17 protein-coding genes are annotated in these 14,818 nt (G+C 62.9%); 7 read left to right on the top strand and 10 right to left on the bottom strand.

Annotated elements, in window-relative coordinates; translation table 11 throughout:
• The first annotated feature begins 48 nt into the window (after positions 1 to 48).
• Both U0025_RS05390 and U0025_RS05385 read left to right on the top strand, forming a co-directional pair.
• The gene (locus U0025_RS05390; RefSeq protein WP_254792260.1) at positions 49 to 582 is read left to right on the top strand and encodes a TadE/TadG family type IV pilus assembly protein; all 534 of its coding nucleotides are present in this window, start codon (positions 49 to 51) and stop codon (positions 580 to 582) included.
• Positions 579 to 1,238 carry a TadE/TadG family type IV pilus assembly protein gene (locus tag U0025_RS05385; RefSeq protein ID WP_004211798.1) on the top strand — a complete coding sequence of 220 codons (660 nt, stop codon included), beginning with the start codon at positions 579 to 581 and terminating at the stop codon, positions 1,236 to 1,238. Before U0025_RS05390 ends, U0025_RS05385 begins: the two co-directional genes overlap by 4 nt.
• Before the next feature lie 65 nt (positions 1,239 to 1,303).
• Here U0025_RS05385 and U0025_RS05380 read toward each other — a convergent pair whose 3' ends face one another.
• The 4 genes from U0025_RS05380 to eno form a co-directional block, all read right to left on the bottom strand.
• A complete protein-coding gene (locus U0025_RS05380) occupies positions 1,304 to 2,671 on the bottom strand; it encodes a pyruvate dehydrogenase complex E1 component subunit beta (protein ID WP_004211797.1) in 1,368 nt (455 codons plus the stop codon).
• Entirely contained in the window at positions 2,671 to 3,744 is a 1,074-nt protein-coding gene (gene pdhA / locus U0025_RS05375; protein ID WP_004211796.1) for a pyruvate dehydrogenase (acetyl-transferring) E1 component subunit alpha, read from the bottom strand. The genes U0025_RS05380 and pdhA overlap by 1 nt, the downstream gene beginning before the upstream one ends.
• 230 nt (positions 3,745 to 3,974) lie before the next feature.
• Positions 3,975 to 4,286: an FtsB family cell division protein gene (locus U0025_RS05370; RefSeq protein ID WP_004211795.1), complete on the bottom strand. Its 312-nt coding sequence runs from the start codon at positions 4,284 to 4,286 to the stop codon at positions 3,975 to 3,977.
• 90 nt (positions 4,287 to 4,376) lie between these two features.
• Positions 4,377 to 5,651 (bottom strand): phosphopyruvate hydratase, encoded by a 1,275-nt coding sequence (gene eno / locus U0025_RS05365; protein ID WP_004211794.1) that lies wholly within the window; start codon positions 5,649 to 5,651, stop codon positions 4,377 to 4,379.
• A gap of 226 nt (positions 5,652 to 5,877) precedes the next feature.
• Between eno and U0025_RS05360 the strand changes: the two genes are divergently transcribed.
• The 5 genes from U0025_RS05360 to U0025_RS05340 all read left to right on the top strand — a co-directional run bounded on the left by U0025_RS05360 (position 5,878) and on the right by U0025_RS05340 (position 8,215).
• Positions 5,878 to 6,483, top strand: a complete 606-nt coding sequence (locus U0025_RS05360; protein ID WP_004211793.1) for a hypothetical protein — start codon at positions 5,878 to 5,880, stop codon at positions 6,481 to 6,483.
• Between the two features lie 65 nt (positions 6,484 to 6,548).
• The gene (locus U0025_RS05355; protein ID WP_004211792.1) at positions 6,549 to 6,923 is read left to right on the top strand and encodes a phage holin family protein; all 375 of its coding nucleotides are present in this window, start codon (positions 6,549 to 6,551) and stop codon (positions 6,921 to 6,923) included.
• Positions 6,920 to 7,243, top strand: coding sequence for a hypothetical protein (locus U0025_RS05350; protein WP_004211791.1), 324 nt, complete (start codon positions 6,920 to 6,922; stop codon positions 7,241 to 7,243). Before U0025_RS05355 ends, U0025_RS05350 begins: the two co-directional genes overlap by 4 nt.
• Positions 7,236 to 7,889 (top strand): hypothetical protein, encoded by a 654-nt coding sequence (locus tag U0025_RS05345; RefSeq protein ID WP_004211790.1) that lies wholly within the window; start codon positions 7,236 to 7,238, stop codon positions 7,887 to 7,889. The genes U0025_RS05350 and U0025_RS05345 overlap by 8 nt, the downstream gene beginning before the upstream one ends.
• 104 nt (positions 7,890 to 7,993) lie before the next feature.
• A complete protein-coding gene (locus tag U0025_RS05340; protein WP_004211788.1) occupies positions 7,994 to 8,215 on the top strand; it encodes a DUF4170 domain-containing protein in 222 nt (73 codons plus the stop codon).
• A gap of 63 nt (positions 8,216 to 8,278) precedes the next feature.
• Here the strand turns inward: U0025_RS05340 and U0025_RS05335 are convergent, their stop codons facing one another.
• The 6 genes from U0025_RS05335 to carA form a co-directional block, all read right to left on the bottom strand.
• Positions 8,279 to 8,938, bottom strand: a complete 660-nt coding sequence (locus U0025_RS05335) for a rhomboid family intramembrane serine protease (RefSeq protein WP_004211785.1) — start codon at positions 8,936 to 8,938, stop codon at positions 8,279 to 8,281.
• Positions 8,939 to 8,942: 4 nt separating this feature from the next.
• Positions 8,943 to 9,419 carry a transcription elongation factor GreA gene (gene greA, locus U0025_RS05330; RefSeq protein WP_004211784.1) on the bottom strand — a complete coding sequence of 159 codons (477 nt, stop codon included), beginning with the start codon at positions 9,417 to 9,419 and terminating at the stop codon, positions 8,943 to 8,945.
• Positions 9,420 to 9,500: 81 nt separating this feature from the next.
• Positions 9,501 to 12,836 carry a carbamoyl-phosphate synthase large subunit gene (gene carB, locus U0025_RS05325; RefSeq protein WP_004211782.1) on the bottom strand — a complete coding sequence of 1,112 codons (3,336 nt, stop codon included), beginning with the start codon at positions 12,834 to 12,836 and terminating at the stop codon, positions 9,501 to 9,503.
• A 1-nt stretch (position 12,837) separates the two neighbouring features.
• A complete protein-coding gene (locus tag U0025_RS05320; RefSeq protein WP_004211780.1) occupies positions 12,838 to 13,212 on the bottom strand; it encodes a hypothetical protein in 375 nt (124 codons plus the stop codon).
• Complete coding sequence (locus U0025_RS05315; RefSeq protein WP_004211777.1) at positions 13,212 to 13,580, bottom strand: ribonuclease E inhibitor RraB; 369 nt, start codon at positions 13,578 to 13,580, stop codon at positions 13,212 to 13,214. Before U0025_RS05315 ends, U0025_RS05320 begins: the two co-directional genes overlap by 1 nt.
• A complete protein-coding gene (gene carA / locus U0025_RS05310; RefSeq protein WP_004211772.1) occupies positions 13,577 to 14,755 on the bottom strand; it encodes a glutamine-hydrolyzing carbamoyl-phosphate synthase small subunit in 1,179 nt (392 codons plus the stop codon). The genes U0025_RS05315 and carA overlap by 4 nt, the downstream gene beginning before the upstream one ends.
• Positions 14,756 to 14,818: the final 63 nt, after the last annotated feature.

Below are 14,818 nucleotides of genomic sequence, written 5' to 3'. Positions count from 1 at the left end.
TCCCCCCTCCCCCGCAGGCTGGCGCATGACCAGCGTGGCGCGACACTCATGGAATTCGGCCTGATCGTCACGCCGCTCTGCTTGTTCATCATGGGCGTTGGCGACTTGGGCTATCAGTCCTATCTGCGCTCAGTGACCCAGGGCGTGCTCGATAGGGCCTCTCGCGCGGCATCGGTCGGCACGCTCAGCAGCACCCAGATTGACGCCTATATCGACAGCCAGATGCAGGCGATCAACAGCAAGAATGGCTCCACTTCGGTGACCAAGAAGAGCTATTACAACTTCTCGCGCGTGGGAAAGCCTGAAAAGATCACCACGGATACGGCACCGCTTGGCAGCTTCAACACGGGCGATTGCTTCGAGGATTCCAACGGCAATGGCAGTTACGACAGCAGCGCGGGCTCCACGGGCCTGGGTGGTGCTGACGATATCGTCTTCTATCAGGTGACTGTGTCCATGCCCCGACTGTTCCCGATGGCGAAGCTGCTCGGCTGGAGCGCGACCCAGACCGCCACAGCCAACGCCACCATCCGCAACCAGCCCTGGTCCAACCAGGCAACATTGCCGATCATCTGCACATGAAGCCGCCCCACCTCCCCCTTGCGCGCTGGGCGCGCCGTCTGCGCGACGATCAGTCCGGCCTGGCCCTGATCGAATTTGCCTATTCGTTGCCGGTGCTAATGGTCCTCTCCATGGGCGGACTGGAAATCGCCAATTTGGCAACCGCCCATATGCGCGTTAGCCAGATCGCGATGCTGGTAGCCGACAACGCCTCGCGCGAGCGAACCTCGATTGACGAGGCGGATATCAACGAAATCTTCACCGGCGCCGAACTGGCCGGCGCCAACCTCAAGGATTTCAAGGCGAATACCCGCATCTTCCTGTCCGACCTGGAGCCCAATACCCAGACCGGCACCAAGGCAGGGCAATATATTCGCTGGCAGCGCTGCTGGGGTGGCGGTACCTTTACCTCCACTTACGGCAAGGCCGGCGACGGCACCAGCGACGCCACATTGGCGGACGGGCTTGGCCCCACCGGGACCAAGATCAAATCAGGCAGCGGCACGGCCGTGATGTTCGTGGAAGTGGCCTATACCTATCAGCCGCTGGTCTCCAACAGCATCTTCGGCACGAAAGTCATCCGCTACACCAGCGCGTTCAACGTGCGCGAACGGACCGACCAGGCAATGAAAAATGCCGGCAACCTGTCCACCTCGCAGACTGCAGCCTGCTCCTGATAGCCGGCCACCATAGGTCTGATTAAAAAAAGGGGCGATCCGATCGGACCGCCCCTTTTTCATTCTTACTTGTAGCAGACCTTCTTGGCTGCTTCGACGACGCGGGCCGCGTCGATCAGCGCCAACTTTTCGAGGTTGGCGGCATAAGGCAGCGGCACATCCTCGTTGGTGACGCGCAGGACCGGGGCATCGAGATCGTCGAAGCCCTTTTCCATCACGACGGCGGCGATTTCCGACGCGATCGAGCAGGTCGGCCAGCCTTCTTCCACCACCACCAGGCGGTTGGTCTTCTTCAGGCTCTCCAGCACGGTCGCGGTGTCGAGCGGACGCAGCGTGCGCAGATCGATCACCTCGGCATCGATGCCCTCGGCAGCAAGCTGCTCGGCCGCGTCGAGCGCCAGGCCTACGCCGATCGAGTAGCTGACCAGGGTCACGTCCTTGCCCGGACGCATGATGCGCGCCTTGCCGATCGGCAGGACATAGTCGTCGACCTTGGGCACGTCGAAGCTGCGACCATAGAGAAGTTCATTCTCCAGGAACACGACCGGGTCGGTCGAGCGGATCGCGGCCTTCAGCAGGCCCTTGGCGTCGGCCGCGTCATAGGGCGCGATGACGATCAGGCCGGGAACCGCGGCGTACCATGGGCCGTAGTTCTGGCTGTGCTGCGCGCCGACGCGGCTGGCTGCACCGTTAGGACCACGGAACACGATCGGGCAGCGCATCTGGCCACCGGACATATAGTTGGTCTTGGCCGCCGAGTTGATGATGTGGTCGATCGCCTGCATGGCGAAGTTGAACGTCATGAACTCGATGACCGGACGCAGGCCACCCATGGCCGCGCCCGAACCGATGCCGGCAAAGCCATATTCGGTGATCGGCGTGTCGATGACGCGCTTGGGACCGAATTCGTCGAGCAGGCCCTGGGTCACCTTGTAGGCGCCCTGATATTCGGCGACTTCCTCGCCCATCACGAAGACGCGCGGGTCCGACCGCATTTCCTCGGCCATGGCGTCGCGCAGCGCTTCGCGCACGGTGGTCTTGACGAACTCGGTGCCGGCCGGAAGGTCCGGATCCTGCACGGTCGCCTTGGCTTCCGACGCCAGCTTCGACGTGCCGCTTTCCGCCTTCTTGGGGGCTTCTTCAGCCTTGGGCGCTTCGGCCTTCGGCGCAGGTGCCGGGGCCGCTTCGCCGCCCTCGCCCGCCATCGTCGCGATGACGGTGCCGACCTTCACGCCTTCGGTGCCTTCGGCAATCACGATCTGGCCGATCTTGCCTTCGTCGACGGCTTCGAATTCCATCGTTGCCTTGTCGGTCTCGATCTCGGCGAGGATGTCGCCGGACTTCACTTCATCGCCTTCCTTCACCAGCCACTTGGCCAGCGTGCCCTCTTCCATCGTCGGCGAGAGCGCCGGCATCTTGATTTCGATACCCATTAATATTGCTCCACCAGCACGTCGGTATAGAGTTCATGCATCTCAGGTTCGGGCGAGGTTTCGGCGAAATCGGCCGCTTCGGCGACGATCTTGCGGATATCCTGGTCGATGACCTTGATCTCGTCCTCGCTGACGCCGGCGTCGATCAGATATTTCTTCACGCCCTCGATCGGGTCGCTGTTGTCGCGCACCGCCTGGACCTCGTCACGCGAACGATATTTGGCCGGATCGGACATGGAGTGGCCGCGATAGCGGTAGGTCTTCATTTCGAGCAGGATCGGGCCATTGCCGCCCTGGACCCACTTGAGCGCTTCCTCGGTCGCACCGCGCACCGCCAGAACGTCCATGCCATCGACCTGGATGCCGGGGATGCGGAAGCTCTCGCCACGGCGATAGAGTTGGTCTTCCGACGAGGCGCGGTTGACGCTGGTGCCCATGGCATATTGGTTGTTCTCGATCACGAAGATGATCGGGAGCTTCCACAGCTCGGCCATGTTGAACGATTCGTAGACCTGGCCCTGGTTGGCCGCGCCGTCACCGAAATAGGCAACGCACACGCCGCCATCGTCATTATATTTGTGGGCGAAGGCCAGGCCCGCGCCGAGCGACACCTGGGCGCCGACGATGCCGTGGCCGCCATAGAATTTATGCTCGACGCTGAACATGTGCATCGAACCGCCCTTGCCGCGCGAAATGCCGGCTTCGCGGCCGGTCAGTTCGGCCATGATGACCTTGGGATCGATGCCATAGGCGAGCATGTGACCATGGTCGCGATAGCCGGTGATCACGCTGTCCTTGCCGGGCTTGAGCGCCGACTGGATGCCGACCGCAACCGCTTCCTGGCCGATATAGAGGTGACAGAAACCGCCGATGAAACCCAGACCATAAAGCTGGCCGGCCTTTTCCTCGAAGCGGCGGATCAGAACCATCTGCCGATAAAATTCCAGCAGCTCTTCCTTGCTGGCCTTGTAGTCGGTGGGCGTTTCGGGGCGCGGACGATTATGGTCCGCACCGGCCGGCACTGCGGCCTTTGCCTTTGCGCTGTCGGCGCGCGGCGTGGTTGGTTTCGCCAAGGCTATTATCCTTTTGCGTGGGTAGGATGGAAGGAAGCCCGATATGCGTCAGAGTTGCATAGATTGCAACGGCGGACCCCACGGAATCCCGGCATAATGAATGTCCCGAGTGCAAAAACGACAATCCATGACAACGCTGTCGAAAACGGGCCACGAACGGCTGGCAACAAAATGTTGCCGCGACAGGATTTTACCAAATAAATGGAAAGCGCACCCTGTCGGGGCGCGGATCAGTTCAACGGAACGATCACTTCATCATGGTGAATCACGCCGAGCTGGCGACGGATCAATTCGTCAGACAGATCGGGATCGACGCGGCGCGGATTGAGCAGGTCGACCCGGTTGCGCAGTTCCTGGCGATGCAGTTGGACAATCTTGAGCTCAGCCTTCGCGTCGCGCAATTGGCGCGAATAATCCCCCCAGGCGAGCACGCCATTGGAGCCCAGTACGACATAGCCGGCGAAGAACAGCAGCAACAGCACCGCGATTGCCGGCCCGAGGGCCGACATCAATAGCATGCGGAGCTTCGCGATATGCGCCATGAATCGCTTGAATCACAGGATTCGACTGGTCGCAAGCAAAAACATGCCCGATGCGACCAGCCGAATCCCTAACCTGAAATCAGCCGTGGATCAGCGGAAGATCGAACGACCGGCATAGACCGCCATGTCGCCCAGTTCTTCCTCGATGCGGATCAGCTGATTATACTTGGCAAGCCGGTCCGAACGAGCGAGCGAGCCGGTCTTGATCTGACCGCAATTGGTGGCGACGGCGAGGTCGGCAATGGTCGAATCCTCGGTCTCGCCCGAACGGTGCGACATGACCGCCGTGTAGCGGGCACGATGCGCCATATCGACGGCGGCGAGCGTTTCCGACAGCGTGCCGATCTGGTTGACCTTCACCAGCAGCGAGTTGGCCAGTCCCTTGCCAATGCCCATCGACAGGCGGGCCGGGTTGGTGACGAACAGATCGTCGCCGACCAACTGGACCTTGTCACCGATCTTGTCGGTCAGCGCCTTCCAGCCCTCGAAATCATCCTCGCTCATGCCATCCTCGATCGACTTGATCGGATAGTCGGCGGCCAGCGCGGCGAGATAATCGGCCATTTCGACCGGCGAGAGCGACAGGCCTTCGCCCGAAATCTCGTACTTGCCGTTCTTGAAGAATTCGGTCGCGGCACAGTCCAGCGCCAGCACGACGTCGTCGCCGGGCTTGTATCCTGCCTTTTCGACCGACAGCATGATGAAGTCGAGCGCATCGCGGGTCGAGGCGATGTTGGGGGCAAAGCCGCCCTCGTCACCGACCGAAGTGGCCAGCCCCTTGTCGTGCAGGCCCTTCTTGAGGGTGTGGAAGATTTCCGAACCGATGCGCACGGCGTCGGCGATGCTCTCCGCACCGACCGGCATGATCATGAATTCCTGGAAGTCGATCGGGTTGTCGGCATGCTCGCCACCGTTGATGATGTTCATCATCGGCACCGGCAGGACATGCGAGGAGACGCCGCCGACATAGCGATAGAGCGGCAGGCCGCGCGCGTCGGCGGCCGCCTTGGCAGTGGCCAGCGACACGCCCAGGATCGCGTTGGCGCCCAGACGCGACTTGTTCTCGGTGCCGTCGAGCGCGATCATCGCGGCATCAACTTCGCCCTGGTCCTCGGCATCGAGGCCGATGAGCTGCTCGGCAATTTCGTCATTGACGGCGGCGACAGCGGCCAGCACGCCCTTGCCCAGATATTTGCTCTTGTCGCCGTCGCGCTTTTCGACCGCCTCATAGGCACCGGTCGACGCACCCGAGGGCACGGCGGCGCGGCCGAAGCTGCCATCTTCCAGCATCACATCGACTTCGACGGTCGGATTGCCGCGGCTGTCGAGAATCTGGCGGGCGTGGATATCGAGAATGGCGGTCATGATCGCTCCCTGATCTGGGCCCGGACAGGCGCCGGGCGGCCTTTTCGCGGCCCCGCTTAGCCAGCAGCCCCAAACTTGGCAATCCGGGGGACTTGCCATCGGACAAAAAATGCCGATGCTCAAAATAGTAACGGCGCCGGAACTGTAGGCCGCCGCCAAGCATTAGGATCATGACAGCCCGCCTCGCGCGGGACCATGAGGTTGAGCTTTAGGGAGACTTTGGACAATGGCCGACACCCCGGAAACCCCGCCCGTCAAGCGCGTGAAGAAGGCGGTTGCCGCCAAGGCGAAGCCGGCGTCGACCAAGGCCTCCACCCCGGCCGTCAAGGCCGCGCCGGTGAAGAAGGCTGCCACCCGCAAGGCTCCCGCAAAGCCCGGAAACGGGGCAGCCCATGGCTGGTCAGCACAGATTGCGCCGATCAAGGCGCAGGCCGAAAAGGCCGCCAAGGCAGCAACCGACAAGATCAATTCGGTCGACTGGAAGGCGCATATCGACCCGATCAAGGAGCAGGCCGGCAAGACCGCAAAGTCTGCGGCGAGCAGTGCCAAGGACAAGACCGGTTCCGCCATGCAGAGCCTGTCGAAGCTGATTGCAGACACCGCCGGCACGGTCGATGCGAAGCTTGGCCCGCAATATGGCGATTATGCCCGCCAGGCGGCGGAATCGGTGGCCAGTGCCGCAGATACGCTGGATAGCAAGGACGTCGACCAGTTGATGACCGAGGCGCGTGATTTCGTGCGCAAGAGCCCGGCCGTTGCCATCGGCGCTGCCGCCGTGGTCGGCTTCGTGCTGATGCGCCTTGCCAAAGGATCGTCCGACAGCGACGCCTGACGGACGCAAGACAGGATTATCGTGACGGCTAACCGCAGGCCCCGGTTCACGGGGCGGAGGGGCAATTGACGCAGGAACCAGCGGATACGGTGGCAACGCCGCAGACCGAGGGGAATGAGGAGTCTGTCCGCGCGACATTCGCCCGCCTCTACACCGATGGCCGCGCCTATGCGCAGGCGGAGGTCGAGCGGCAGAAGCTGCGCGCCGGCATCGCCGGTGCCGGCGTCCGCAACGCCGCGATCCTGGGGATCGTGGCCCTGATGCTGTTGTTCGCCGCGATCGTCACCCTGTTGATCGGATTGGTGATTGCGCTGTCCGCGATGATCGGGCCGCTCTGGGCCACGCTGGCAGTGTTCGGCGGTGCCGTACTGATTGCCGTCCTGCTGCTGCTGCTGGCCAAGGGACAGATCAGCCATATGTTGAAGACGATCAAGTCATGAGCCGGGAACAGGCCTATCGCGAAGCGACCGAACGCGCGGCGCATCTGCGCAGCAAGGCGGTCCTGAGCCTTGCCGATGCCCAGGCGCGGATCGCGCCCGATCGGCTAAAGGCCGATGTCGAGGCGAAGATCACGGCGACTGCGCTCGACGGCATCGCCTATGTCGGTGCCAAGGTGCGCCAGCGGCCGGTTGCCACCGGCGCGGCGGCAACCGGCATCGGCCTGTTTCTCTTCCGCCGCCCCCTCACGGCACTTTTCGGACGCCTGTTCGTTCGACTGAGGAACCGTAACACGGAAATTTCGGAGATTGATGATGGCTGACATCCGCGCCCAACTGACCCGCGTCCGCGAAGCGGCCAATGACGCCGCCGGCAGCGCAACCGACATGATCAAGGACAGCACCGGCAAGGCGCGCGAAAGCGCCGGCGAACTGATCCAGACCGGCAAGGACAAGGCGAGTGAAGCCTATGGCGACGCGCGCGATCGGGGCCAGCGGGTCGCTGCCCGCGCCAACGAGATCATTCAGGAGCATCCGGTTGCGGCTGTGGCCGGCGCGGTGGCGGCCGGTGCGGTCATCGCCTGGATGTTCCCCAAGAGCCGTAAGGTGATGAAGGCGTTGCCGGGTCTGGCCGCCACCGCCGGCGCCCGCGTGCTGGAGGCGGCCGCCACTGCCCGCACCGCCGCGAGCGAGAATAGCGAGTCGCTGCGCCATAATGCTGGCGAAGCACTGGCGAGTGCGCGGGACAATGCCGGCGAAGTGCTGAGCAAGGCCCGCGAAACGGCAAGCCATGCGTTGTCGAGCGCGAAGGAAAGCGCCAGCGACACCGCTGCAGCGGCCCGTGACGCTGCGGCATCGGCCGATCTTGGCGGCAAGGCATCGAAGCTGGCGGACGAGCTGGTCGCGCTCGTCTCCACCCGCGTCGAGGCGCTGGGCGACGCGATCAAGGCGCGATTGCCGAAAAGCTAATCGCGATTGCCGCAAACGCAATCGACACACAGGCCGCTTTCCTTGGCGGATCGCAGGGACGATGCTAAGGCACCGCGATCAGTCAAAGGAGAACATATAACGCCATGAGCAAGATGCATCTGGTGATGGGCGGCCGCGTAACCAACCCGCAGACGCTGGAATTCCAGGACCTGAGCAAGGTCGACCTGGTTGGCGTCTTCCCTGACTATGCCTCGGCCGAAAAGGCCTGGCGCGGCGCGGCGCAGCGCACCGTCGATGACGCCGAAATGCGTTATGTGATCGTCCATCTGCACCGTCTGCTGGAGCCTGAGCTGCCGGCAGCCTGATGACCCGTTTCGGGCGAGACCGGATCATGCCCCGGTTTCGCCCGAACACAGTTTATCGAACGATCAGTTGATAGCCTGGGGCCGTTTGCGGAACCGCCAGCGCAGCAAGGGCCGGGTCAGGGCTAGCCCTGCCAGGAAGCCGCCAATATGCGCGGCAATCGCGATCTGACCCAGATCGCCCAATCCCGCCGCCGTCGCCACGCCGATCATCAACTGGATCGCGATCCAGGCGGCTGCCAGCCACAGCACCCGCACGAAATTGGCCGACAACGGCCCGATCCGCCGCACCTGTTGCTGGCTGTAAAGCAGCGCATAGGTGGCGATGATCGCGGAAATGGCGCCGCTCGCCCCGACCATCGGATTGACCGATTCCGGCGTGATCGCCCATTGGGCGAAGCAGGCGGCATAGGCACCGGCGACATAGAGGATCAGCGTGCCGGTGCGGCCCAGCACATGCTCGACCTGCCGCCCGCAGAAAAGCAGCATCAACAGGTTGAAGCCGATATGCAGCCAGCCGGCATGCACCAAGGTGCAACTGAGCGGCGTCAGCCACCACGGCACCGCCGCCATGCCGTCCAGCAAGCCGGGGTTGCCGATGCGGGCGGGCATGAACCCGCCCAGCAAGGCCGCATTGTCGATCTGCCCGGTTGCCAGCAGCAACAGGAACAGGGCGAACGTGACCAGCGCAATCGCGTTGGTCGTGCGTCCGGCAGGCAGTTTCACGGGATCAGATGAACGCGATCTTGTCGACCAGGTAGAATTTGTCGCCCGACGGGACCGACACTTCCACCTCGTCACCGACCTCGCGACCGATCAGCGCACGGCCCAGCGGGCTGTTATAGCTGATCATGCCCGCCTTGGCGTCCGCCTCGGCCTGGCCCACGATCTGATATTTGACCGGCTTGTCATCCTCGTCCAGCAGGGTCACGGTCGCGCCGAACACGATCTTGTTACCCGACAGAGTGGTCGGATCGATGATCTGGGCGCGCGACAGCTTGTCTTCCAGGTCGGAAATCGTTGCCTCGACCTGCCCCTGCCGTTCCTTGGCGGCGTGATATTCGGCATTTTCCGACAGGTCGCCGTGGGCACGAGCTTCCTCGATGGCGTCCACGATCAGAGGGCGCTCGGCCTTCAGTTCGCGGAGCTGCGCATTGAGCTTGTCATAGCCCACCTGCAGCATCGGCATCTTCTCGACGGTCGCCATTATTGCAAATCCTTCGTCAAAACTTCCCTTTGGCGGCGCCGAACGTGGCGCCACCCGCAGCATGCTTCCTGGTGAAGGGGATCAGGCGTGCGACCCAGGATAATAGGACTGGAGCGAGCGCACTTCAAGGGCGCGGTCCCGCAAAGCCTCGATTGCGTCCGCCGCAGCGACGCTGGCGGTCGCGGTGGTGAAACTTGCAATCTTTGCGCGTAGAGCACTGGTGCGGATCGCCTTGCTGTCCTTCAGGGACTGCCAGCCTTCGGTGGTGTTGAAGATCAGCTGCACGTCGCCATCGGTGATCCGGTCGACGATGTGCGGGCGCCCTTCGGCCACCTTGTTCACATGCTCGACGGCGATCCCCTGACCTTCCAGATAAGTGGCAGTGCCGCCGGTCGCGATGATGGTGAAGCCCATGCCCGCCAGCTTCTGCACCGCCGGCAGGATCACCGGCTTGTCGCTGTCCTTGACCGACACGAAGACGGTGCCGCTGGTCGGCAGCACAGTGCCCGCACCCAGCTGCGCCTTGGCAAAGGCGGTCGCGAAATTGCTGTCGATGCCCATGACTTCGCCGGTGCTCTTCATTTCCGGCGAGAGCACGGGGTCGACGCCGGGGAAGCGGTTGAACGGGAAGACGGCTTCCTTGACCGCGACATGGTCGATCGCGTTGCGATCGATCCTGGGCAGATCCTTGATCTTTTCACCGGCCATGACGCGCGAGGCGATCTTGGCGATCGGGGTGCCAATCGCCTTGGCGACGAAGGGCACGGTCCGGCTGGCGCGCGGATTGACCTCGATCAGATAGACGATGCCATCCTTGACCGCGAACTGGATGTTCATCAGGCCACGGACCGACAGGGCACGGGCCAGCACTTCGGTCTGACGCTCGATCTCGGCAATCACCTCGTCCGACAGGCTGTAGGGCGGCAGCGAGCAGGCGGAGTCACCGGAGTGAACGCCGGCTTCCTCGATATGCTGCAGCACGCCGGCGACGACCACATCGTCGCCATCGCACAGTGCATCGACGTCGACCTCGACCGCATCACGCAGATACTGGTCGATCAGCACCGGGGAGTCACCCGACACCTGCACGGCGGTGGTGATATATTCTTCGAGCTGGGCCTGGCCGTCGACGATTTCCATGGCGCGACCGCCAAGGACGTAGGACGGACGCATCAGCACCGGATAGCCGATGCGGTTGGCGACCGCGATCGCCTCCTCGCGGCTGCGGGCAATGCCGTTGGCCGGCTGGCGCAGCTTCAGCTTGTCGATCAGCGCGGCGAAGCGCTCGCGGTCCTCGGCCAGGTCGATCGCGTCCGGGCTGGTGCCCAGGATCGGGATGCCGGCATCTTCCAGTGCCTGCGCGAGCTTGAGCGGCGTCTGGCCGCCAAACTGCACCAGCACGCCGGCCAGCGTCCCCTTTGACATTTCTACTGCCAAGATTTCCAGCACGTCTTCGGCCGTCAGCGGCTCGAAATAGAGGCGGTCGGACGTGTCATAGTCGGTCGACACGGTTTCCGGGTTGCAGTTGACCATGATCGTCTCATAGCCGGCTTCGCTCAGCGCAAAGCAGGCATGGACGCAGCAATAGTCGAACTCGATACCCTGGCCGATGCGGTTCGGACCACCACCCAGGATGACGACCTTCTTGCGGTCGCTGGGCTGCGCCTCATTCTCCGGCTCGCCGAAGATCGGGGCTTCATAGGTCGAGTACATGTAGGGCGTCTTCGCCTCGAACTCGGCGGCGCAGGTGTCGATGCGCTTGAACACCGGACGCACGCCCAGCTTGTGGCGCAGGCTGCGCACTTCGTCCTCGGTCACGCCGCCGGTCATGGCGACGACGGCATCGTGGATCAGGCCGCTGCCGCGGGCGACGCCGCGCTCATTGCCCCGCAGATTGGCGGACTTGAGCGCCAGCCAGGCGAGACGCTTGTCGGAAAAGCCCATGGCCTTGAGCCGGCGCATGCCATCCGCATCGCGCGGCAGGCCATGTTCCAGCACCTCATTCTCGGCCTCGACGATTTCCTTCAGGCGCTCCAGGAACCAGGGGTCGAACTTGGCGATATTGTGGATTTCCGCGACGGTCAGACCTTCACGAAGGGCTTGCGCGGCGACCAGCAGACGATCGGGCGTCGGCTGTGCCAGGGCGGCGATGATGTCGTCCTTGGGCGCGCCGACCAGATGATCGACCTGGTTGAAGCCGGACAGGCCGGTTTCCAGACCGCGCAGCGCCTTCTGCATCGATTCATGGATGTTGCGGCCGATCGCCATGACTTCGCCGACCGACTTCATGGCGGTGCCCAGCAGCGGCTCGGCACCCTTGAACTTTTCGAAGGCGAAGCGCGGGATCTTGGTCACGACATAGTCGATGGTCGGCTCGAACGAGGCCGGGGTCGCGCCGGTAATGTCATTCTCGATCTCGTCGAGCGTATAGCCCACGGCCAGCTTCGCTGCGACCTTGGCGATCGGGAAGCCGGTCGCTTTCGACGCGAGCGCCGAAGAGCGCGACACGCGCGGGTTCATCTCGATGACGACCAGGCGGCCATCCTTGGGATTGACCGCGAACTGGACGTTGGAACCGCCGGTTTCGACGCCAATCTCGCGCAGCACCGCCAGGCTGGCGTTGCGCATGATCTGATATTCCTTGTCGGTCAGCGTCAGCGCCGGCGCGACGGTGATGGAGTCGCCGGTATGGACGCCCATCGGATCGACATTCTCGATCGAACAGATGATGATGGAATTGTCGTTGCGATCGCGCACGACTTCCATCTCATATTCCTTCCAGCCGAGGAGCGATTCCTCGATCAGGACTTCGGTGGTCGGCGAGGCATCCAGGCCGCCGCGGACGATGTTCATGAACTCGTCGCGATTATAGGCAATGCCGCCGCCGGTGCCGCCCATGGTGAAGCTGGGACGGATGATCGAGGGAAGGCCGGTGAACTCCAGCGCTTCCATCGCCTCTTCCATGGTGTGGGCGATGCGCGAGCGGGCCGATTCCAGGCCGATCTTGTCCATGGCATCGCGGAACTTGATCCGGTCCTCCGCCTTGTCGATGGCTTCAGCGTCGGCGCCGATCATCTGGACGCCATATTTCTCCAGCGTGCCGTCGTTGAACAGCGCCAGCGCGGTGTTCAGCGCGGTCTGGCCACCCATCGTCGGCAGCACCGCATCGGGCCGCTCCTTCTCGATGATCTTCGCCACGATTTCGGGCGTGATCGGCTCGACATAGGTCGCGTCGGCAAATTCCGGATCGGTCATGATGGTGGCCGGGTTGGAATTCACCAGGATGATGCGATAGCCCTCTTCCTTCAGCGCCTTGACCGCCTGCGTGCCCGAATAATCGAACTCGCACGCCTGGCCGATGATGATCGGACCAGCGCCGATGATGAGGATGGAGGAGATGTCAGTGCGTTTGGGCATCTTATTTCTTCTTACCAAAAATCTTGGGGAAAAAGCCGATTGGCTTCGATGGTTCGGGCGCTGGAGGTTGACGCATCATTGCAGCCTCCCAGCCATCATATTCAACGCCGTAGCTGTCACAGAGGTCGCACAGCGCTGCCAGAGTCGTAGTTCGCCATTCTTCGCCGATGGCTTCATGTCGCTCGGCGATAATACCATCTGCATTGACTGTCGGCTTTACCGCGTAACCTAGTTCACGGAGCGAAGCGCCTAACGCTTCGAAGTTTCCGCCGTACATAAAATGAAGGACATGACGGGCATCGCCGAAATCTTCGCCTCGATCAGCGAAGACGTTCAAGGTTTCCTTCGCCAGTTCGATCTGATCGCGGTTTGCCATCAATGCACGCCCCCCGCCTGCGCCTCGCAGCCCCAGCCGTCATATTCGACGCCGCAGAGAATTTCGATCTGGAGGCATTTCCGGGTCAGCGCGCGGATCGAGGCTTCGTCGACCGGCTGCACGCATTCCAGGAACAGGAACAGGTCGCCTTCCTCATCTTCCTCGCGGTCCAGTTCGACGAAGCCGAACTGGCTGGCGATGGTCAGGACGCGCTCGAAATCCTTCTCGCTGCCCCGGAAGCTGACATCCACGGGCCGCGCGAGACGCGCGACGTCGCCATTGCGCTTGAGATTGCCGAGGACTTGCCTGTCCGCCTCCCACTCTGCGGCAAGGCGCGCTTCGTCAACCGGGGGCAGGTTCTGGCTCACGCGGCGACCGCGCCCTTGAGGCCATCGACGAACTTCTTGAACAGGTAGAAGCTGTCCTGCGGGCCGGGCGAGGCTTCGGGGTGATACTGGACCGAAAAGGCATTCTTGTCCGTGAGTTCGATGCCGCAATTGCTGCCGTCGAACAGCGAGACATGGGTCGAGCGCGCATTGGCCGGCAGCGTGTCGACATCGACGGCGAAGCCATGGTTCATGCTGGTGATCTCGACCAGGCCGTCCGACAGGCGCTTGACCGGATGGTTGGCGCCGCGATGGCCCTGATGCATCTTGATCGTCTTGGCGCCGACGGCGAGGCCAAGCAGCTGGTGGCCGAGGCAGATGCCGAAGACGGGAATGTCGGCGGCCAGTACCTGCTGGATCACCGGCACGGCATATTCGCCGGTCGCGGCCGGATCGCCAGGGCCGTTCGACAGGAACACGCCGTCGGGATCGAGCGCCTTGACCTGATCGAAGCTCGCGGTGGCGGGCAGCACGGTGACGCGCGCGCCGGCCTTCACCAGATTGCGGAAGATGTTGTTCTTCGCACCATAATCGATGGCAACGACATGGGGGCGTTCCTCCCCCGCTTCATTGACGCCATAGCCATGGCCGATGGTCCAGATGCCGTCCTTCCACAGGCGGCTTTCCTTGCCCGTGACTTCGATGGCGAGGTCCATGCCTTCAAGGCCGGGCCAGGCAGCCGCCTTGGCCGCGAGCGCGGCGATGTCGAAATTGCCGTCGGGATCATGGGCGATGACGACGTTGGGGGCGCCCTTCTCGCGGATCAGCCTAGTCAGCGCGCGGGTGTCGACAGCGGCAAGGCCGATGCGGCCCTTTTCCTTCATCCACTGGTCGAACGGTTCGACATTGCGGAAATTGCTGGGCGCGGTGACGTCCTGGCGCACGATGCAGCCCAGCGCATAGGGGCTGTCGGCTTCGACGTCGTCGAGATTGGTGCCGACATTACCGATATGCGGGAAGGTAAAGGTGATGATCTGCCCGGCATAGGAGGGATCGGTCATGATCTCCTGATAGCCGGTGATCGAGGTATTGAAGCAGAGTTCACCGACCGCGTCGCCGACCGCGCCGAAGCCGCGACCGAAGACGGCGGAGCCATCGGCAAAAACCAATACCCCTGTCGCTCCTTTGGGCACAATGAGGGTTTTGGCGTCAGCCATGGTCTGCGGTCCTTTATGCTTTTGCGGGAACCCGTCTGGTGCGGGTTAAACGGCCGGTCACCT

Origin of the sequence: Sphingobium yanoikuyae (assembly GCF_034424525.1) — a bacterium.
GTDB classification, from domain to species: Bacteria; Pseudomonadota; Alphaproteobacteria; order Sphingomonadales; family Sphingomonadaceae; genus Sphingobium; species Sphingobium yanoikuyae.
Note: the sequence above shows the minus strand (reverse complement) of the source record. Positions and strands in the feature narration are given on the sequence as shown.